This window comes from Glycomyces luteolus (genome assembly GCF_027622875.1).
GTDB lineage: Bacteria > Actinomycetota > Actinomycetes > Mycobacteriales > Micromonosporaceae > Glycomyces > Glycomyces luteolus.
The window spans coordinates 337,999-355,765 of the sequence record NZ_JAPZVP010000002.1 but is presented as its reverse complement, the minus strand read 5'-3'; the positions used below and the strand labels follow the sequence as shown (position 1 = coordinate 355,765).

Below are 17,767 nucleotides of genomic sequence, written 5' to 3'. Positions count from 1 at the left end.
TTTGCGTGCGTCGCGGTGGTGCGGGGCGGGGCGGGTTCCTACGATGGGGGGGAGACGTCGTCTATCGCTTGGAGTGCGATTCCTTTGGCCCTCAATTCGAACATGGTGCCGCTGGGCACGCCCGCCCCTGATTTCTCGCTGCCGGACCTCGAGGGCGAGCTGCGGTCGCTCGCCGGGTTCGACGCGCCGATGCTGCTGGTCGCGTTCGTGTGCAACCACTGCCCGTACGTGCGGCACATCGAGCAGGTCTTCGGGTCCTTCGCCGCCGGACAGGCGGACCTGGACGTGGTGGCGGTCTGCCCGAACGACGCCGAGCGCTACCCCGACGACGCGCCCGCGGGCCTCGCCGACCAGGTGGCACGCGCGAACTGGACGTTCCCGTACCTGGTCGACGAGTCGCAGGAGGTCGCGCGGGCTTACAACGCGGCGTGCACTCCGGATTTCTTCCTGTACGGGCCGGACCGGGCGCTCGCCTACCGGGGCGCGTTCGACGGTTCGACCCCCGGCAACGGCGTGCCCGTCACCGGGGAGTACCTGGAGGGCGCGATCGAGCTGGTCCGCCGAGGCGAGCCGGTGCCCGAGCCGCATTACCCGTCGACGGGCTGCGGCATCAAGTGGCGGCCCTAGGCCGGGCCTACCGCCAAAGGCTGTGCAGCGCGATCTCCAGCTCACCGAGCATGTTGCGCAGCAACGGCATCGAGAGGCCGATCACCGTTCCGGGGTCGCCGTCGATGCGGTCGATGAACGCCGAGCCGTAGCCGTCGAGCGTGAACGAGCCCGCCACGTGCAGGGGCTCGCCTGTCGCCACATACGCGGCGATCTCCTCGTCCGAGACCTCCGCGAAGTGGACTTCGGTCGCCGCTGAGCGCACGATCTGCCGGTCGGCGGCCACGTCGATGAGGCAGTGCCCGGTGTAGAGCGTGCCCGAGCGGCCGCGCATCCGCTTCCACCGCGAGGTCGCCTCGTCGGGGCCTTCCGGCTTGCCGAGGATCTCGTGCCCGAAGTGCAGTACCGAATCGCAGCCCAGCACCAGCGAATCCGGACCCACGAGATTGAGGACGGCGTTCGCCTTCATCTCCGCGAGGGTCGCCGCCAGCTCGGCCGGGTCGTGGCCCATCACGCGGCTCTCGTCCACACCCGAGACGATCACCTGCGGTTCGAGGCCGGCCGCCTTCAGCAGCTCGCGCCGCGCAGGTGACTGCGAGGCCAGTACAAACGGCCTGCTCAACGGTCCATGCCCTTGCGGGCCGGAACCGCCGTGTCGCGCCAGGAACGGCGCACCCGCAGCTGCAGGCCCGGGTTCGACCAGGCCGCCCGGCGGCCCGTGGAGCCGCCGGTCTCCTCCTCGACCGGGCGCGGCAGGGCCGTGATCAGCCCGACCAGCGCGGCGAGCTCTTCATCGGTGGGGTTGCCACGGACGACCTTGAGTTCCAGGCTCATCGAGAACTACTCCTCGTCGATATCGAATTCGCGGTGCACCCGCTCCCAGAAGCCGTCGCGGACCCAGATCCGCGCTTCCGGGTGGTCGCGTAGAGAGTAGCCGAGTTCCTTCTCGGCTTCCACCAGCAGCTCCTTGTCGATGACCGTCGGCAGCTGCGGGCCCGGCAGCAGATCAGCTATGTTGTCCGCGCCCCTGGTCAGCAGCCACTTGTGGCCCACGTACTCCCCGATCTGGCGCACCGTCTCGGGGTCGAGCTTCTCGCCGGTCTGCGTGGTGCGTACGAACTTCGGCCGAGCGGACTCGGCCTGGGCCAGCGCCTCGGCCGCGTTCATGGTCACGGCCACGGACTGGCGCTGGCCGAAGACCGCGGCCGGGCTGGGCACGCGCGGCTCGGGCTGCGTCATCGGCGCCCCGACCATGCTGTACGTGGCGGCCGCGGCGGTGCCGCTCTTGGTGAAGTAGGCCCGCAGGTCCTCGGCTTCGATGGTGGCCACCGTGTCGGATTCCCAGACGAGGCGCTCGGCCTGGTTGGTGCCGTACGGCGGTTCGACGCCCCAGAGGTGGACGCGCACGCCGTAGGCCTGGGCGACTTCGACGGCGGGGACCATGTCCTCGTCGCCGGCGAGGAGGATGGCCTCGTGGACGGCGTGGTGGCGGGCGAGCAGTTCCAGGTCGGAGCGGATCTGGGCGTCGACGCCCTTCTGCTGGCCGCGCGAGTTGAGGTTCCCGAGGCGGACCTTGACGAATTCCATGTTGGCGATGACGCGCTGGTCCACGGTGGGAACGCGGTCGCGGGCGGCGTCGAACCAGTAGAGGCGCAGCAGTTCGCCGTCGGAGAGGTGGTGGGCGGCGCGTTCGATGAGGGATTTGATCAGCTTCTCGGCGTCGACCCGGTAGTCGCGGCGTGAGGTGGCGTCGAGCAGGAGCTCCGCCGCCGCCGCGTAGAGGTAGCCGACGTCGATCAATATGGCGTACCGCCGGGACGGCAGCCCTGGCAGCATCCCTCCGATAGGTGTCATGGCCCACTCCCAACGTCGGGCGGGACGAATTGTCCCGCTTCCCCCAGCTCTATAAGACGGTACCCGGATCGGACCCTAGGGATGGGAGTGGTGCACGTCGCTTCGCGTGGCAACGCGGTTTGACCCGGTAGCGGGCGCGGGCGGCGCGGCGGACGCGTGCAGCTCTCACCGGATCGGGTGAGAGGGAACAGCAAAGGGCGGCGAGGCCGGTGGGCCTCGCCGCCCTCGCAGCACTTCCTGGATCGGTGCCGCTTGGAACGGTGCCGCCTAGAGCGGGATGTTGCCGTGCTTCTTGGCGGGCAGCTCGTCGCGCTTCGAGGCGTTCATGCGCAGGCCGCGCACGAGCATCGCGCGGGTCTCGCGCGGCTGGATGACCGCGTCGATGTAGCCGAGCTCGGCCGCGACGTACGGGTTGTTCAGCTTCTCCTCGTACTCGGCCATGAGCTCGGCGCGCTTGGCCTGCTCGTCGTCGGCCTTCGCGAGTTCGCGCCGGTAGAGGATGTTGACCGCGCCCTGCGAGCCCATGACCGCGATCTCCGCGGTCGGCCACGCCAGGTTGAGGTCGGCGCCGACGCCCTTGGAGCCCATGACGCAGTACGCGCCGCCGTAGTCCTTGCGGGTGACGACGGTGAGCTTGGGGACGGTGGCCTCGGCGTACGCGTAGATGAGCTTCGCGCCGCGGCGGATGATGCCGTCGTGCTCCTGCGAGGTGCCCGGGAGGAAGCCCGGGACGTCCACGAAGGAGATGATCGCGATGTTGAAGGCGTCGCAGAAGCGGATGAACCGCGCGGCCTTCTCGGAGGCGTCGATGTCGAGGCAGCCCGCGAAGTGCATGGGCTGGTTGGCGACGACGCCGACGGGCCGGCCGTCGAGGCGGCCGAAGCCGGTGATGATGTTCTTCGCGAACAGCGCCTGGGTCTCCAGGAACTCGCCGTCGTCGAGCACCGATTCGAGCACCTTGTGCATGTCGTACGGCTGGTTCGCCGAGTCGGGGATGACGGTGTCGAGTTCGAGGTCCGTGGCGGTCAGGTCGAGCTCGACGTCCTTGGACTCGTAGGCGGGCGGCTCGTCGAGGTTGTTCGACGGCAGGTACGACAAGAGGTGCTTGACGTATTCGAGCGCGTCGGTCTCGTCCGAGGCCAGGTAGTGGGCGTTGCCCGCGACCGCGTTGTGGGTGCGGGCGCCGCCGAGCTCCTCCATGCCGACGTCCTCGCCGGTCACGGCGCGGACCACGTCGGGGCCGGTGATGAACATGTGGCTGGTCTGGTCGACCATCACCGTGAAGTCGGTGATCGCCGGGGAGTAGACCGCGCCGCCCGCGCACGGGCCCATGATGAGCGAGATCTGCGGGATGACGCCCGAGGCGCGCACGTTGCGGAAGAAGATCTCGGAGTAGCCGCCGAGGGAGGCCACGCCCTCCTGGATGCGGGCGCCGCCGGAGTCGGAGATGCCGATGATCGGGCGGCCGGTGCGCAGCGCCAGGTCCTGGATCTTGGTGATCTTCTCGCCCGAGACCTGCCCGAGCGAGCCGCCGAGGACGGTGAAGTCCTGCGCGAACACGCAGACCTCGCGGCCCTCGATGGTGCCGTAGCCGGTGACGACGCCGTCGCCGTAGGGCCGGTTGGCCTCCATCCCGAAACTGGTCGAGTGGTGCTTTCGCAGGGAGTCCAGTTCGACGAACGACCCCTCGTCGAGCAGCTGCTCAAGGCGCTCGCGGGCGGTGCGCTTGCCCTTCTCGTGCTGCTTCTCGATCGCCCGGGGGTTCCCGGTGGCCGCTTCTGAGAGGCGCTCGGCCAGGTCGGTGAGCCGCCCGGCGGTCGTGTGGAAGTCGATGTCGGTCACGACTCGGATCGTATCGGCCCGTCCTGTGGCTACGCTATGTGCGTGAGCACACCGACGAGAAAGCCACTGGACCGCCACGAGCTCTGGACGCTGTTGTCGGAGAAGTCCGACTTCTGGACCGAGCTCGATGTGGTGCAAGTCACCGGTTCTACGAACGCGGACCTGGCGAACGCCGCCAAGCACGGCGCACCCGAAGGCAAGGTCCTCATCGCCGAGGAGCAGGAGCACGGCCGCGGCCGCCTCGACCGGCACTGGGTCAGCCCGGCCCGCGCCGGACTCACCATGTCGTTCCTCCTGCGCCCCACCCTCCCGCGCGAGCAGTGGGGCACCCTCAGCCTCCTCACCGCAGTCGCCCTGGAGGAAGCGCTCAAGGCAGTGTGCGGGGTCAACGCGAAGCTCAAGTGGCCCAACGACGTCCTCATCGCCGACAAGAAGGTCTGCGGCATCCTCGCCCAGGTCGAGGGCAACGCCGTCATCGTCGGCGTCGGACTCAACGTCTCCCTCACCGAAGCGGAGCTCCCGATCCCCGAGGCCACCTCGCTGGCGATCGCCGGGGCCTCGACGCTCGATCGCGCCGAGATCGCCTCGGGCTTCCTCGCGCACGTCGCGGCCGTCTACCAGACCTGGAACGAACGCGGCCCGGCCTCGGTGATCGAACGCTGGCAGCGGAATTCGGCGACCCTCGGACGCCACGTGTCGGTTTCGTTCCCCAACGGCCGCAACCTCACCGGCCGCGCTATCGGCATCGACAACGACGGCTGCCTGCAGGTCGCCGCCGCCGACGGCACCGTGGAGACCGTCGCCGCCGGCGACATCGTCCACCTGCGACCGCAGGACTGAGCGGGACCGAGGGGACCGGGCACCCGGAACCCGGGCGGCGCAGAGCAACGAAGGAGTGGCGGATTGGCCGACCAGGCGCACAGCGGCGACGATCCCGCGACCCGGTGGGCCCGCCAGCCTCCGGGACCGACCGGACTCGACCCCGAGGCCGAAGGACTCTACCGGCTCCTGCTGTCCAAAACGGACGCCTCGGTGTCGCAGCTCGCGGCCGATGCCGGACTCGGAGCCGACCGCGCCCGGGCCGTCCTCATGCGCCTCGTCGACGACGGCTTCGCCACCATGGTCGCCGACACCCGCTTCCGCGCCGTCGGACCCGACACCGTCCTCGGCGGACGCATCGCCTCACAGCTCGGCGAGGTCCTCGACGAATACGAGGCCTTGCGTGAACTCCTCGAGATCCACCGCGCCCGGCCCGGCTCGGGCGGCGCCGAGCAGGGCGGCTGGGAGGTCGTCGCCGGCCCCGTCGCCATCCGCTCCCGCCTGCGCCAGCTCAAGGCCGGAGCCGAACGCAGCCTCCGCACGTTCGTGCGCCCGCCCATGGTCCTGCCCGTGCCCGAAGCCGCGCTCCACCAGGAACTCCAGGACCGCGGGATCCGCCACCGCATCCTCTTCGACCGCTCAGTGCTCGACATCGACCCGTACGCCGACTACCTGCGCTACGCGCTGGCCTCGGGCGACGAGGTGCGGTTCGCGAAGCGGCTGCCGCTCAAGCTCCTGGTCGTTGACGACAGGACGGCGCTCATGGAGGAGCGCGGCGGCCGCCCGAAGGCGATCGTGACCGGTAATCGGTCCATCGTGGAGCTCGCAGGCGCCCTGTTCGACCAGTTGTGGTCCACCGGCATCCCGGCGACGACGGCTTCGAGCAGCGCGGAGCGGCTCGACGAGGACGACGCGGTCCTGCTGGGGCTCTTGATCGCCGGGCTCACCGACCAGTCGATCGCCTCGAAGCTCGGCATCGGGCTGCGCACCGTGCAGCGGCGGGTGCGGGACCTGATGGATCTGGCCGACGTGGACACTCGCATCCAGCTGGGCTGGCATGCGGCGAAGAACGGCTGGGTGCCTTAGCGGAAGCGACCCCTCCTCCGGTTCAGCGGTGTCGCCGGAATCGTGGGACGAACCGCGATGCCAAGGTGTTGTACTGTGCTTTTGACATCGGTACCCACGGCGAAACTCGCGAACCGTAGATTGGCAGCCTCGGCGCGCCCGTCAGCCGTGAATGATTCCTGCCCCCGCCCGTTCTCACTCCTGGAGGTCCGCAGTGGGATATCCCGACGATCAGCTCGCCCGCGGTGAAGTGGTCAAGCTGCACACCCGTCCGCACTGGAAGGAGGGTGTCGGCCCCGTCCTGTGGTTCGTGGTGTTCCTGGCGATCGGCGCCATCGCCATCACCTTCACCGCCAAGATCGAGGAGAGCTGGGCCCTGTGGCTGATCCTCGCTGAGGTCGTCCTCTTCATCGCCTTGCTCATCTGGCTGTCGGTGCTGCCGTGGATCCGGTGGCGTTCGACCCACTACGTGATCACCGACCAGCGCATCATGTGGCGCGAAGGCCTCGTGACCCGCGAGAGCCGCCACATCCCGCTGGCGCGCGTCAACACCGTGTCCTACACCCAGAACGTCTGGGAGCGGATCTTCGGCTTCGGCGACATGAACATCGATTCGGCCTCGGACGACGGCGAGATCAACCTGATCGACGTCCCGAAGGTCGACAAGACGAAGGCGCTGCTCTACCAGCTCGCCGAGGACGACCGTTCGCGTCGCGCCGGCGCCGGTGACGGCACCTGATCGACAGGCGTGAGCAAGGCCCGTGCCGGTTCGGCGCGGGCCTTGTTCGTCACTTGGCGGAGGCGAGTTCGGGCCGGTGCCGGAAGACCCAGGTGCGGTAGGCGAAGAACCGGAAGACCGAGGCGAGGCCGACGCCGACGAAGTTGGCGGCGATGTTCACCGCGAGGTCGGTGTCGAAGTACTGCGGCCAGACCCGGGCGAGGCCGGAGTTGGCCCACAGGCAGGCGAGCGAGATGAGCAGGCCGATGCCGTTGAAGAAGAAGTAGAGGGCGTACTGGCGGTGGGCGGCGGCGCTGCCGCGGCGCTCGCGCCAGGTCCAGTGGCGGTTCCCGAAGAACGCCACGGTCATCGCGATGACCGCCGAGATGATCTTGGCGTACCAGTAGGACCAGTCGAGTCCGATGAACATCAGGTTGAACAGCCCGATGTCGATGACGTAGGCGACGCCGCCGACGCCGGCGAAGCGGGTGAGCTCGGCGGCGTGGCGCTTCACCAGGCCGATGGCGCGCGCGAACAGCCCCGCGAGGCCGCGAGGGGCCGCAGGCTGCGGCGGGGTCTCAATGGAGGTCGACATCAAGGCTCAGCCTACCCGGAGCGGCGCGGGAGCGATACCGCGCGAGTATCCCTGCGCCGTTACACCGTGCTCTCGTCGCCGGCCGGGGCCGCCACCGCCACCACGCCCACGATGAACGGGTCGTCGCCGCGCTCGAAGCGGATCACCGCGTCCTCGCCCGTCGCCACCCGGTACACGTTCACGTCGACGCCGAACGAGTACCAGTCCGGGTTCTCCACCGCCCCGTGCGCGCGGCACGAGGCCGGCTCGCCGAGCCCCTGCCCTCCCGCGTTCAAGTCGTCGCCGCTGCGGTACCCCGATCCGCCCCACAGTGTGGCCGCGATCCGGACCTCGCCGCCGTCCTCGACCTCGATCTCGGTGTCCGACGAGCGCGGGCCGTCGTAGACCGCGACCTCCTCGGCCTCCGCGCCCGGCTCGGCGTACACCACGGTCAGCGACCAGCCCGCCCAGCGCTGCTCGACGCAGTCCGCGCCGCGACCGATCGGCCAGTGGTCGCACTCGGAGGTCGGCAGCTGGTGGTTGTCCGCGGCGACCCAGTACTCGCCGCCGCCCGACACCAGGTCCGTGACCTCGACGAACGCCTGCTGGCCAGGTTCCATGTCGCGCATGGCCGCAGCGCTGAGGTCGGTCCAGGAGCCTCCCGGCCCCGCGAGCGAGACCTCCGCGGGCAGGTCGTCGCCGACCCCGGCCCAGTACAGGCCCGCCCAATGGATCTCGGCGCCGCCCGGCACGTCGAGCACAGCCCCCGAGACGGCCTCGCCTTCGCGCCCTGCGGGCGCGCTCTCCGGCTTGTAGGCCTTCATCGGCCAGTGGTCGCCGCCCCCGATGCGCACGGCCTCGCGGCAGCCGGGCACCTTGCAGGTCAGCCAGATGTTCCCGGCGGCGGTGACACCCGTGGCGTCGAGGCTCGCGAACCCGACCTCGCTCCCGGCGGGCGCGATCGGCACCCGCAGCAGCGTGGCGCCGCCGATGCCCGGGCCCTCCACGGCGACCTCGAAGGTCTGGTAGCCGCTCACGTCCTCGCCGATCATGATGCGCACGTCGGCTTCCGCCGAGTCGGGCATCGTCGCGGTCTCGCAGTGGACGACCGCGCCGTCCGCAGCGCAGGCCCAGCCGGGCTCGGCGGTCTCGGAGGCCAGCGTGATGCCCTCGGGCATCACGATGTCGAGCGCGACGCGCTCGGAGGCGGCCTGCCCCCAGCCGCGCCGCTCGACGTCGCGTTCGCCTCCGCCTCGCTCCACGGGTGCCGCGGAGCCGACTCCGCGGCGGTCGGCGGACTCCTCGGCCGGGTCCGCTTGTCCCCCATGCGCATCGGCCCGCTCGGTCAGCGGCGCGTAGCCCGAGCCGCCCTCCGGGGTTTCGAGGCGGATCGGGAGGATCGCCTCGCCACCGGCTACCAGGCCGCTCGAACCGAGACCGTGCTCGATCGCGTAGGCGGCGGGCGCGGCCGCGGGTGCTTCGGGGTCGTCGTCGGGTTCCGGCTCCGGGTCCGGGGCCGGGTCGTCCGGGTCCGGTTCGGGCTCGGGTTCCGGGTCGGGCGGCTGCGGCCCGGTCGCATCGGGCCCCTCGGCCGGGTCGGCGGGCTGCTCCACCGCAGGCGCCGCCTCCGGCCGCGGCTCCTCCTCGTCGCCGGTGAGCGCGAAGACCGCGACCGCGGCGGCGACCGCCGCCGCGGTGCCGGTGGCGACGGTGCCCTTGGCGCCGAGCCGCTGCAGGATCCGGCGGATCCGGTTCGCGAACGCCTTCAACGGCGCGAACAGGTACGCGAGCACCCCGCCGAACGCGATCCCCGCGGCCGAGACCGCGCCCGCCGCGAGGTACGGCGAAGCCGCCCCGCCCAGGAAGATCACGGCGATCACGCCGCGCAGGCCCGAGTTCAGCTCGGTGAGCTCGGCGAACAGCAGGTTGCAGGTGACGCACGAGTCCAGGTGTTCGTCTACTTTCGACGCATTGCGCTCGCCGAGCTTGCCGCGCACGCGCGCGCCGATCCGGTCCACCGTCCAGCGGCACTCCTCGCGCGGCGCGTCGGCCGCGTGCTCGCTCAGGTAGTTCTGCCGCAGCTTCTCCCGCGCGCGGTAGGCGAGCGCGGAGACCCCGTTCGGGGTCATGCCGAGCATGGTGGCGATCCTGGCCGGGGAGTCCTCCTCGACCTCGGTGTGCCACAGCACCATCCGCCAGCGCTCGGGGAGCTTCCCGAAGGCGAGGGCGGCGTAGCGGCGCTCCTGGCCCTCGACGGCGGGGTCGGCGTAGGTCTCGCCGGCGTCGTGCTCGGTGAGGTCGTCGGTGAACTCGACCTTCTTGTCGCGGCGCACCCGGTCGTAGAAGTTGTTGCGCAGGGTCTGGAGCATGTAGGGGCGGAAGGCGAGGTCGGGGCCGCCGCCTTCGCGGAAGGTGTGGAGGAGCTTCGCGAAGGCCTCGGAGACGAGGTCGTCGGCGCCGGCGGGGTCGCGGGAGAGGACGCGGGCGAGGCGGCGCGCGGCGTGCACGTGGCGCTCGTAGAGCACGGCGTAGGCCGTGGTGTCGCCGCTGCGGGTGGCGGCGATGAGTTCGGGGTCGGAGCGGGTCTCGGGGCTGTCGCCGGGGTCCGGGTCGGGCTGGCGGGAATCGCCGGCGGGGACGGTCTCGGGCATCGTTCGCCGGTGCTCCTTCCAAGTTGCGCCGAGCTCGTACGATCGAGGGGGGCTCGGGTGTTCGCTCGCGGGCGGGAGGTCTCGTTCGCGGGTAGGAATACTCGTTGTCTCCCTAGACGAGCCTTCCTTGGCCTAACGATCGAATACGTCTCAAGTTGCGCCCGTTCAGCCGTTCGGGCAAGCTATAGGCGAACTGGACATTGGAGTGAGTTTAGGGCAAAAACCCGGCATGGCCGCGAATTGTGATGTGATTGTGACCAGGCGTAATCGTATTGGGACTTGCCGCCCTGGTTCCGGGTAACGGTCGGAAATACGGCAGGCCATTGCGTACAGTTTGCTAACGCGTTCCCGGCCGACATCGACGCAAGGGAGGTGAACGATGCCCGCATCGGTCCTACTGGCACTCCTCGCCGCCACAGCCCTGCTGGCCCTGACCCCGGCACTGGTGCGCCGCTACGACCCCGACGAGCGCATGATCGCCGACCGGGCCTCCTCCGACGCACGCGTCCTCGACCGCGAAGGCCACCGACCCACCCGCCCCGCCTCGCACGACACCGCCGACCTCGGTCTCGCAAACGAAGGCCGACCCGACCACTCCCTCGATGAACTCCTCGACGGCCAAGACCTTCCCGCGCAATCGAACTCACGCGGGTGGGAGCGGCGCGGCACGCGCCGAGGCGACTCGGTACGGTTGAAGACCGACGAGTCGTACACCGGCGAGGACCCCGAGATGCACGAGCAGGCCAGGCTCCGGCAGATGCGCGCCGAATGGTGGCGGCGGCGGCACCGCCGCATCCTCTACGTGCTCATCGCACTCACGGTGCTCGAACTCGCCGGCGTCGCCATCGCCGGCCCCGGCTTCTGGATCGGCGCGGGCCTCTCCACCCTCGCCCTCGGCGGCTACGTCTACTTCCTGCGCGAACGCGCGAAGCGGCTGCGCAACGCGGGCCGCAGGCCCAAGGCGATGATCACCGCCGAGCCCGAGCACGACGAGGTCGGCCCGCCCACCTACGTCCCCGAGCAGCCCGACGGCGACGACGACGACCCCGAGTCCCGAGAATCGTTCCTGTTCGAGAACGGCTCCCTCGGCGACGAAGCGACCCCGCCGCCGCGTCCCGACCCGCGCCGCCCCGACGGACCCGCGGGCGTGCGCGGCCGCTCCTACGAGGCGCCGGCGAAGCTGGAGCGCTGAAGCCGCGCCCCTCATGAAGCAGCGCACACTCGACCTGCGGCTAGACTTGCCCGGTTATGCCTGATGAGGAACCGCAGCACCGCCACATCCTGACGTTCAACTTCCGTCAAGGACGCAACAAGCCCCGCCACGACGAGGCCTTCGCGCGCCTGTGGCCCCGTTACGGACTGGACTGGGAGCCCGACGAGGGCCGGATCGACTTCGCCAAGCTCTTCGGCCGCACCGCCCCCGTGATCCTCGAGATCGGCTCCGGCAACGGCGAGGCCGCCGCCGCCATGGGCGACGCCGACCGCGACCGCGACCTCCTCGCCGTCGAGGTCTACCCGCAGGGCATCGCCGACCTCATGGACCGCGCCGAAGCCCTGAACCTCACCAACCTGCGCATCTACCAGGGCGATGCGCTGCCGCTGCTGTGGAACGGCATCGCGCCGGAGTCCCTCGACGAGATCCGGGTCTACTTCCCCGACCCGTGGCCGAAGAAGCGCCACCACAAGCGCCGCATCATCCAGGCCGAGCACGTGAAGACCATGGCCGGGCTCCTGCGCCCAGGCGGGGTCCTCCACTGCGCCACGGACATCGCCGACTACGCCGAGCAGATGCTCGAAGTCCTCACCGCGGACGAATCGTTCGAGAACACCGCCGACGGCTACGCCCCGCGCCCGGACCACCGCCCGGTCACCAAATTCGAACGCCGCGGTGTGAAGGCCGACCGCGAGATCTTCGACCTGCTCTTCCGCAAGCGCTGAGGTCAGGCCGTGAGGCGGCGGTGCCAGGCTTCCGCTGAGGCGTCGGTCAGGGAGGCGACCTGGTCGATCGCGATTCTGAGTCGCGCGGCGTCGTCAGCGGCGCGGCGCCAGAGTTCGGCGAACATGGGCTCCATGGCGTCGGCGCCGCGGTCGCAGAGGAGGGCGACCAGGTCTTGGAGGATCTCGCGCTGGCGGGTGTACCAGGCCTCGTCGCTTCGGGGCCGCATCACGTAGCACCAGGCGATGCCTTTGAGCAGGGCGCATTGGACGCGTTCGCGTTCGGGGACCACCAGGTCGGCGTCGTAGCGGTGGAACCTGCCGTGGCCGAACTGCGCCCTGGTCGCGTTCGCGGCAGCGTTCACGAAGCGGCCCACCATGGTTGACGTGAAGTTCTTGACCGCGACCATCGCTCCGAACGAGCCGTCGTAGTCGTGGATGGCGCCCAGGACGGGATCGGCCAGGAGCTCGCGGAGCGCTTCGCCGAGGGCGGCGGAGGATGCATCGGAGTAGCGGCCCGCCACGGCCTCGCAGACCCGGGCCTGCTCATCGCCGTCTCGCATGAGCTTCGCGAGGTTGATGTAGCCGCCGTGGAGGCCGTCCTCCACGTCGTGCACGGAGTACGCCACGTCGTCGGACCAGTCCATCACCTGGGCCTCAAGACATTGGACGCCTTCGGGCGCGCCGCCGCGAAGCCATTCGAAGACGTGCCGGTCGTCGTCGTACACCCCGAACTTGCGGACGCCTTCGCGTGCGGTCCAAGGGTATTTGCAGGTCGCGTCGAGGGAGGCGCGGGTGAGGTTGAGGCCGACGGAGCCGCCGTGGGCGTCGACCACTTTCGCCTCGAGGCGGGCGAGGACTCGGAGGGTCTGGGCGTTGCCCTCGAAGCCGCCGCAGGGCCCGGCGACCTCGTGGAGGGCGTCTTCGCCGTTGTGCCCGAAGGGCGGGTGGCCGAGGTCGTGAGCGAGGCCGGCGACGTCGACGACGTCGGGGTCGCAGCCGAGCGCGGAGCCCATCTCGCGGGAGATCTGCGCGACCTCGAGGGAGTGGGTGAGGCGGGTGCGCAGGAAGTCGTCGGTCCCGGCGGTGTGGACCTGGGTCTTGTCGGCGAGCCGCCGGAACCCGGCGGAGTGGAGGATTCGGGCGCGGTCGCGCTGGAACGGGGTGCGGACCGAGTCGGGCTCCGCGACGAGGCGCTCCTCGGCGGGCCAGCGGGCCTGGAGGGTACGGAGAACGGGATCGGTCACGCCATCGAGCGTAGCGCGGCCGATCCCGTCCTATCAGGTGTTAATCCTTCAGGTAGAGGCGCATGACCCCGGTCCCGTCGCCGTCCTGGGCGCCGTGGGCCCAGGCGAAGGCCGAGAGCGGTTCGAGGCCGTCGAATTCGTCGGGGTGCTCCTCGGCGGCGCGGGCCAGGTCGACCCAGGCGACGACGGCGCACTGGCCGGGGGCCTGGGCGGCGAAGTCGCTGAAGCGGTCGTCCTCGGCGAGGGTGCCGTCGGCGATGGCCGAGCCGGTGTAGCTGAGCTCGGATCCGTCCACTTCGACGCCTTCGGGGAGGGGCTCGCCTTCGCTCACGCTGGTGATGAGCTCCTCGAGTTCCTGCGCGCGCTCCTCGGCGAGGTGCGCTGCGAAGTAGAGCGAGTCAGGGTCGATCTCGTCGTCGCCGTCGAAGTTCGCGCCGCCGCTGAGGGTGGCTCCGGCGAGCAGGCTGGTGAAGTCGCCGAGGACGGATTCGATCTCGCCGAGGTCGGGCCCGTAGGTCTCCTCGACGTACGGGTCGTCCTCGGTGCCGGCGGCCCAGTAGCGGGCGTCGAGCTCCCAGTAGCGCGCTTCGTCTTCGGCGGCGAGGGTGCCTTCCCAGTACTGGGTGTCGAGCTCCATGTACTCGGTGTACTCGGCGTCGGTGAGCGGCGCTTCGGTCGCGGTCTCCTCGGTCGCGTCGACGCCGTAGAACTCCTCGAAGAAGCCGAGCCAGCCCTGGGTGATCTCGTCGATGTTCTCGGGGACATAGGCGGTGACGGCGAGGTCGGAGGCGGGCTGCTCGCCCATGGAGTCGAGGAGGCCGTCGGTGCCGGTCCAGAGGTGGTCGGCGTCGCCGAACATCCGGTAGGTGAGCTGGAAGCCCTGGTCGAACGCCGAGAGGCCGTAGATGACGTGCCCGGAGTAGAGGTCCTTGACAGCCTCGCTCTCGGTGCCGGTGGTCAACTCGGCGAGGTCGCCCATGGCCTCCATGTCGATCCAGTGGACGAGGAGCTGGTCCTCGTCGAGCCACGCGCGGGCCTCGCTGTAGGCGTCGGAGGTGGCGAGGGGCTGGTCGGCGGCCTCGGACTCGGCGGCGTCGAGGGCGTCGTCGGCGCCGGTCTCGCCGAGGACGACGAGGACGTGGTCGTCTTCGACGGTGTAGGAGAACTGGTCCGCTTCGACGCCTGCGGCGGTGCGGATCTGGGCCATGCCGTCTTCGGCGGCGCCCGCGTCGGTGCTGGCGAGGCTCAGGACCGCGTAGGTCTGGCCGTCGTGCTCCCAGGTGGCGAGGCCGTGGCGGCGGCCGAGCCAGGAGTTGATGTCCTCGTCGGCGTCGACGCCTTCGATGCCGGACTCTTCGACGAAGCCGTTGATGAGCTCGTTCGTGTCGTCGTAGTCCTCGAGGTCCTCGAACTTCTGGAGGTGCTCCAGGAGCTTCGGGGTCTGGTCGAACGAGGGGTCGAGGTTGAGCTCGACGTACATGCTCGCGGTGGCGGGGAAGCTCTCGGCGGGGTCCGGGCCCTGGTTCAGGACGAACTTGAAGAGGACGACCGCGCCGACGGCCGCGAGGAGCACGACGGAGAGGATCGCGGCGACGGCGATCTTGGGGCCGCGCCCGCGCCCGTTCTTGCTGGGCCCCAGCGGGACCGGCGTGTACGCGCCGGGCGGGAGGTAGGCCCCGGGCGGCGGCTGCGGGGCCTCCACATAGGGCTGGGGCTGGTGGGCGCCCGGCGGCTGGTAGGCGCCCGGCGGCGGCCCGTACGCGCCCGGAGGCGGCTGGTTGGGGTCGCCGGGGTACGGCTGGGGGCTGGCATCGCTCGACATCCTTCGACGCTACGGCCGCAGCGCAACAGTCGTATCCCGGGAACGTGCCAAAAGGGAGGCGGTCGGGTCAGAACTCGTAGACCTGGCCGGGGCGGACGACCTCGACGGGCCCGGTGTAGGCGGCGCGGGCCTCGGCGAGGGTCTGGTCCTTGGAGTTCCAGGGCTCGACGAGGTGGGTGAGGAGCAGGCGGGCGGCCCCGGACTTCGTGGCGTACTCCCCGGCCTCTTTACCGGTGAGGTGCACGTCCTTCGGGTTCTCGCGGCCCTCCAGGTAGGAGGCTTCGGCGAGGAGCACGTCGCAATGGGTGGCGAGCGCCTCGAGCGCCTGGCAGGGCCCGGAGTCGGAGGTGTACGCGAGCGAGGAGCCCGCGTGCTCGACGCGGAGCCCGAAGGTCTCGACGGGGTGCGCGACGCGGTCGACGGTGACGGTGAGCGGGCCGAGGTCGAACGTGCCGGAACGGAGCTCGCGGAAGTCGTAGACGTCGCGCATGGAAGGGCTGCAGAGCTCGCCCTGCCCGCCGTAGGCGGCGACGATGCGGTCGGCGACGCCGGTGGGGCCGTAGAGCGGCAGCGGGTGCTTCGGCGCGTCGGAGGCGTAGCGGCGCATCACGGCGTACGCGCAGGCGTCGAAGAAGTGGTCGGCGTGCAGGTGGGTGACGATGACCGCGTCGATGAGGTGCGGGTCGAGGTGCTTCTGCAGTTCACCGAGCGAACCGGTCCCGAAGTCGATGAGCAGCCGGTAGCCGCCCGCTTCGACCAGGTAGGCCGAGCAGGGGGTGTCGGGTGCCGGGAAGGATCCGGCGCAGCCGATAACCGTCAGTTTCATGGCAGATCACACCTTGTCCAGTACGGCCGCCGCCGCGTTCGGGAACAGGTTGCCCAGGAACCGCCGCGCGGTCCTGGTGAAGGCCTCCGGGTCGCCGGTCGCGAAGAACCGGTGCTCGCCGGGTTCGGTGCGGGCGGCCAAGAGGTCGTGGTCGGTGAGCACGCGGTAGAGTTCGCGCGCGCTCTCGCTCGCGGAGTTCACCAGTGTCACGTCCTCTCCCATCACCAGTCCTATGAGTCCCGACAGCAGCGGATAGTGGGTGCAGCCCAGTACGACTGTGTCGACGTCGGACTGCTGTAGCGGCTCAAGGTACCCCTGGGCGAGGCCCAGGAGCTGTCGGCCGGTTGTCACACCGCGTTCCACGAAATCCACGAACGCCGGGCAGGCGACCGCGGTCGCCTTGACGTCCGGGACGGCGTTGAAGGCGTCCAGGTACGCGCCCGAGGAGATCGTGGAGACCGTCCCGATGACCCCGACCCGGCCGGTGCGCGTCGTGGCGACGGCGCGGCGGACGGCGGGCCGGATGACCTCGACGACGGGAATGTCGTAGCGGTCGCGGATGTCGGCCAGGCTCGCCGCCGAAGCGGAGTTGCAGGCGATCACGAGCGCCTTGACCTCCTGTTCGACCAGGTGGTCGCAGACGTCGAGTGAAAGCTTGCGGACCTCGGCGATGGGCCTCGGGCCGTACGGGACGTGGGCGGTGTCGCCGACGTAGACGAGTCGCTCGGCGGGCAGCAGTTCGCTGATCGATCGGGCGACGGTCAGGCCTCCGACACCGGAGTCGAAGATCCCGATGGGCGCGTCGTTCATGGGCTCCGAGCGTACGTCCAATCGGGCCTGGCGCGCCCCTGCTCGCCACGGGAATGTCGCCAAAATGACAGGGTGGCGCTCGCCACACGAACGGTGGCGGAGCCGCGTTCCCGTCGGACCCGGGAGGGACGGTGGGCGGGGACAGCGACTACCCGCCCTGGCTGGGAGGTCCGCGCGCCGCCGCGCCTGAGCGCGCCCGCTCCCCTTGTAGCGCTAGGCGGCGACCCGGAGCATCACGAACGCGGCGAGCAGCGTGATCGTGGAGGCGGCCATGAACATCCAAGGCACGCCGCGGAACCGGAGCGAGGCGAAGGCCATCATCGCGAGCAGCATGCCGATCACACCGCAGGTGATGAACGCGGGCGTGAACCAGGCGGGGCTGTCGCCGAAGACGCGGAACAGGCCGACGATCGCGGTCGCGACGCCTGCGAGCACGAGCACGAGCGCCCAGGAGGCGACCCCGGCGAGCCGCCGCAGCCGGACCGCGGGCTTCTCGGGCCGGAGCGGGCCGGCGTCCTTGGCGGACGCGATGCCGCCCTGGATGCTGCCGAGCGCGGACGAATCCGCTTGCGGCGCTGGGCTGCTCGCCCAGACGTTGTCCGCGGCCGCGCCGTCCGGGACCGTGCTTTGCCGGGGCACACCGCTCGACTTCGACTTGCGGATCGAGACGGAACGCAGGTTGAGCTTGCCGGCGGGACTCATGCGGCCAGGCTAGCAAGCCACTGAGGACGCCTCAGGATCGCACCGCGACAGTGCGGTCCACACCGCTGCGCGCGGAACGACGACGCCGGCGCGGCCGACCCCGCGCGAAACGTCGGACCGGGCACGCTGAAACGTCGGACCCGCACGGCCTCCTTGCACCTGGGGGTCGTCACCGCCGACACACCCGGCCCCGGGGGCGGGACCAGCGCGAACAAAGCGGCCGGGGGGCGCGGGGCCGCGGGGCGCGCCGGGGGGGGGGGGGGGGGGGGGGGGCCCCGGGGGCCCCCGCCGGCGCG

General features: G+C 70.6%; 17 protein-coding genes. 6 read left to right on the top strand and 11 right to left on the bottom strand.

The genetic code is table 11. The annotated features are described in order from the left end of the window. Window positions 1–84: 84 nt before the first annotated feature. A complete protein-coding gene (locus tag O1R50_RS03630; RefSeq protein WP_270108502.1) occupies window positions 85–627 on the top strand; it encodes a thioredoxin family protein in 543 nt (180 codons plus the stop codon). 7 nt (window positions 628–634) lie between these two features. Here the strand turns inward: O1R50_RS03630 and O1R50_RS03625 are convergent, their stop codons facing one another. The 4 genes from O1R50_RS03625 to O1R50_RS03610 form a co-directional block, all read right to left on the bottom strand. Beyond that, a complete protein-coding gene (locus O1R50_RS03625) occupies window positions 635–1,228 on the bottom strand; it encodes a Maf family protein (RefSeq protein ID WP_270108501.1) in 594 nt (197 codons plus the stop codon). Next, complete coding sequence (locus O1R50_RS03620; RefSeq protein WP_270108500.1) at window positions 1,225–1,440, bottom strand: acyl-CoA carboxylase subunit epsilon; 216 nt, start codon at window positions 1,438–1,440, stop codon at window positions 1,225–1,227. Before O1R50_RS03620 ends, O1R50_RS03625 begins: the two co-directional genes overlap by 4 nt. Before the next feature lie 6 nt (window positions 1,441–1,446). Then, window positions 1,447–2,460 (bottom strand): NYN domain-containing protein, encoded by a 1,014-nt coding sequence (locus O1R50_RS03615; protein ID WP_205327790.1) that lies wholly within the window; start codon window positions 2,458–2,460, stop codon window positions 1,447–1,449. A gap of 267 nt (window positions 2,461–2,727) precedes the next feature. Continuing rightward, entirely contained in the window at window positions 2,728–4,311 is a 1,584-nt protein-coding gene (locus tag O1R50_RS03610) for an acyl-CoA carboxylase subunit beta (RefSeq protein ID WP_408612593.1), read from the bottom strand. A gap of 33 nt (window positions 4,312–4,344) precedes the next feature. Here O1R50_RS03610 and O1R50_RS03605 point away from each other — a divergent pair, with 33 nt between their 5' ends. The 3 genes from O1R50_RS03605 to O1R50_RS03595 all read left to right on the top strand — a co-directional run bounded on the left by O1R50_RS03605 (window position 4,345) and on the right by O1R50_RS03595 (window position 6,925). After that, complete coding sequence (locus O1R50_RS03605) at window positions 4,345–5,142, top strand: biotin--[acetyl-CoA-carboxylase] ligase (RefSeq protein WP_270108498.1); 798 nt, start codon at window positions 4,345–4,347, stop codon at window positions 5,140–5,142. A gap of 63 nt (window positions 5,143–5,205) precedes the next feature. Beyond that, window positions 5,206–6,207, top strand: a complete 1,002-nt coding sequence (locus tag O1R50_RS03600; RefSeq protein WP_270108497.1) for a hypothetical protein — start codon at window positions 5,206–5,208, stop codon at window positions 6,205–6,207. A 193-nt stretch (window positions 6,208–6,400) separates the two neighbouring features. Continuing rightward, window positions 6,401–6,925: a PH domain-containing protein gene (locus tag O1R50_RS03595; protein ID WP_270108496.1), complete on the top strand. Its 525-nt coding sequence runs from the start codon at window positions 6,401–6,403 to the stop codon at window positions 6,923–6,925. A gap of 49 nt (window positions 6,926–6,974) precedes the next feature. Here O1R50_RS03595 and O1R50_RS03590 read toward each other — a convergent pair whose 3' ends face one another. Next, the gene (locus O1R50_RS03590; protein ID WP_270108495.1) at window positions 6,975–7,499 is read right to left on the bottom strand and encodes a GtrA family protein; all 525 of its coding nucleotides are present in this window, start codon (window positions 7,497–7,499) and stop codon (window positions 6,975–6,977) included. A gap of 59 nt (window positions 7,500–7,558) precedes the next feature. After that, entirely contained in the window at window positions 7,559–10,129 is a 2,571-nt protein-coding gene (locus O1R50_RS03585; protein WP_270108494.1) for a sigma-70 family RNA polymerase sigma factor, read from the bottom strand. A 379-nt stretch (window positions 10,130–10,508) separates the two neighbouring features. Between O1R50_RS03585 and O1R50_RS03580 the strand changes: the two genes are divergently transcribed. Next, a complete protein-coding gene (locus O1R50_RS03580; RefSeq protein WP_270108493.1) occupies window positions 10,509–11,321 on the top strand; it encodes a hypothetical protein in 813 nt (270 codons plus the stop codon). A gap of 56 nt (window positions 11,322–11,377) precedes the next feature. Next, a complete protein-coding gene (trmB, locus tag O1R50_RS03575; protein ID WP_270108492.1) occupies window positions 11,378–12,067 on the top strand; it encodes a tRNA (guanosine(46)-N7)-methyltransferase TrmB in 690 nt (229 codons plus the stop codon). Between the two features lie 2 nt (window positions 12,068–12,069). On the opposite strand, the gene O1R50_RS03570 is transcribed toward trmB, so the two are convergent. The 5 genes from O1R50_RS03570 to O1R50_RS03550 all read right to left on the bottom strand — a co-directional run bounded on the left by O1R50_RS03570 (window position 12,070) and on the right by O1R50_RS03550 (window position 17,471). After that, window positions 12,070–13,311 (bottom strand): deoxyguanosinetriphosphate triphosphohydrolase, encoded by a 1,242-nt coding sequence (locus O1R50_RS03570; RefSeq protein ID WP_270108491.1) that lies wholly within the window; start codon window positions 13,309–13,311, stop codon window positions 12,070–12,072. Between the two features lie 40 nt (window positions 13,312–13,351). Next, entirely contained in the window at window positions 13,352–15,133 is a 1,782-nt protein-coding gene (locus O1R50_RS03565; RefSeq protein WP_270108490.1) for a hypothetical protein, read from the bottom strand. 67 nt (window positions 15,134–15,200) lie between these two features. Beyond that, window positions 15,201–15,959 (bottom strand): MBL fold metallo-hydrolase, encoded by a 759-nt coding sequence (locus O1R50_RS03560; protein WP_270108489.1) that lies wholly within the window; start codon window positions 15,957–15,959, stop codon window positions 15,201–15,203. A gap of 6 nt (window positions 15,960–15,965) precedes the next feature. Next, a complete protein-coding gene (gene murI, locus O1R50_RS03555; RefSeq protein ID WP_270108488.1) occupies window positions 15,966–16,769 on the bottom strand; it encodes a glutamate racemase in 804 nt (267 codons plus the stop codon). 213 nt (window positions 16,770–16,982) lie between these two features. Beyond that, the gene (locus tag O1R50_RS03550) at window positions 16,983–17,471 is read right to left on the bottom strand and encodes a hypothetical protein (RefSeq protein ID WP_270108487.1); all 489 of its coding nucleotides are present in this window, start codon (window positions 17,469–17,471) and stop codon (window positions 16,983–16,985) included. Between the last annotated feature and the right edge of the window lie 296 nt (window positions 17,472–17,767).

Excerpts from the sequence above, each read along its gene's own strand:
- murI (WP_270108488.1), bottom strand. The coding sequence starts at position 16,769 with ATGAACGACGCGCCCATCGGGATCTTCGACTCCGGTGTCGGAGGCCTG.
- O1R50_RS03565 (WP_270108490.1), bottom strand. The coding sequence starts at position 15,133 with ATGTCGAGCGATGCCAGCCCCCAGCCGTACCCCGGCGACCCCAACCAG.
- O1R50_RS03615 (WP_205327790.1), bottom strand. The coding sequence starts at position 2,460 with ATGACACCTATCGGAGGGATGCTGCCAGGGCTGCCGTCCCGGCGGTAC.
- trmB (WP_270108492.1), top strand. The coding sequence starts at position 11,378 with ATGCCTGATGAGGAACCGCAGCACCGCCACATCCTGACGTTCAACTTC.
- O1R50_RS03620 (WP_270108500.1), bottom strand. The coding sequence starts at position 1,440 with ATGAGCCTGGAACTCAAGGTCGTCCGTGGCAACCCCACCGATGAAGAG.
- O1R50_RS03550 (WP_270108487.1), bottom strand. The coding sequence starts at position 17,471 with ATGAGTCCCGCCGGCAAGCTCAACCTGCGTTCCGTCTCGATCCGCAAG.
- O1R50_RS03560 (WP_270108489.1), bottom strand. The coding sequence starts at position 15,959 with ATGAAACTGACGGTTATCGGCTGCGCCGGATCCTTCCCGGCACCCGAC.
- O1R50_RS03580 (WP_270108493.1), top strand. The coding sequence starts at position 10,509 with ATGCCCGCATCGGTCCTACTGGCACTCCTCGCCGCCACAGCCCTGCTG.
- O1R50_RS03590 (WP_270108495.1), bottom strand. The coding sequence starts at position 7,499 with ATGTCGACCTCCATTGAGACCCCGCCGCAGCCTGCGGCCCCTCGCGGC.
- O1R50_RS03585 (WP_270108494.1), bottom strand. The coding sequence starts at position 10,129 with ATGCCCGAGACCGTCCCCGCCGGCGATTCCCGCCAGCCCGACCCGGAC.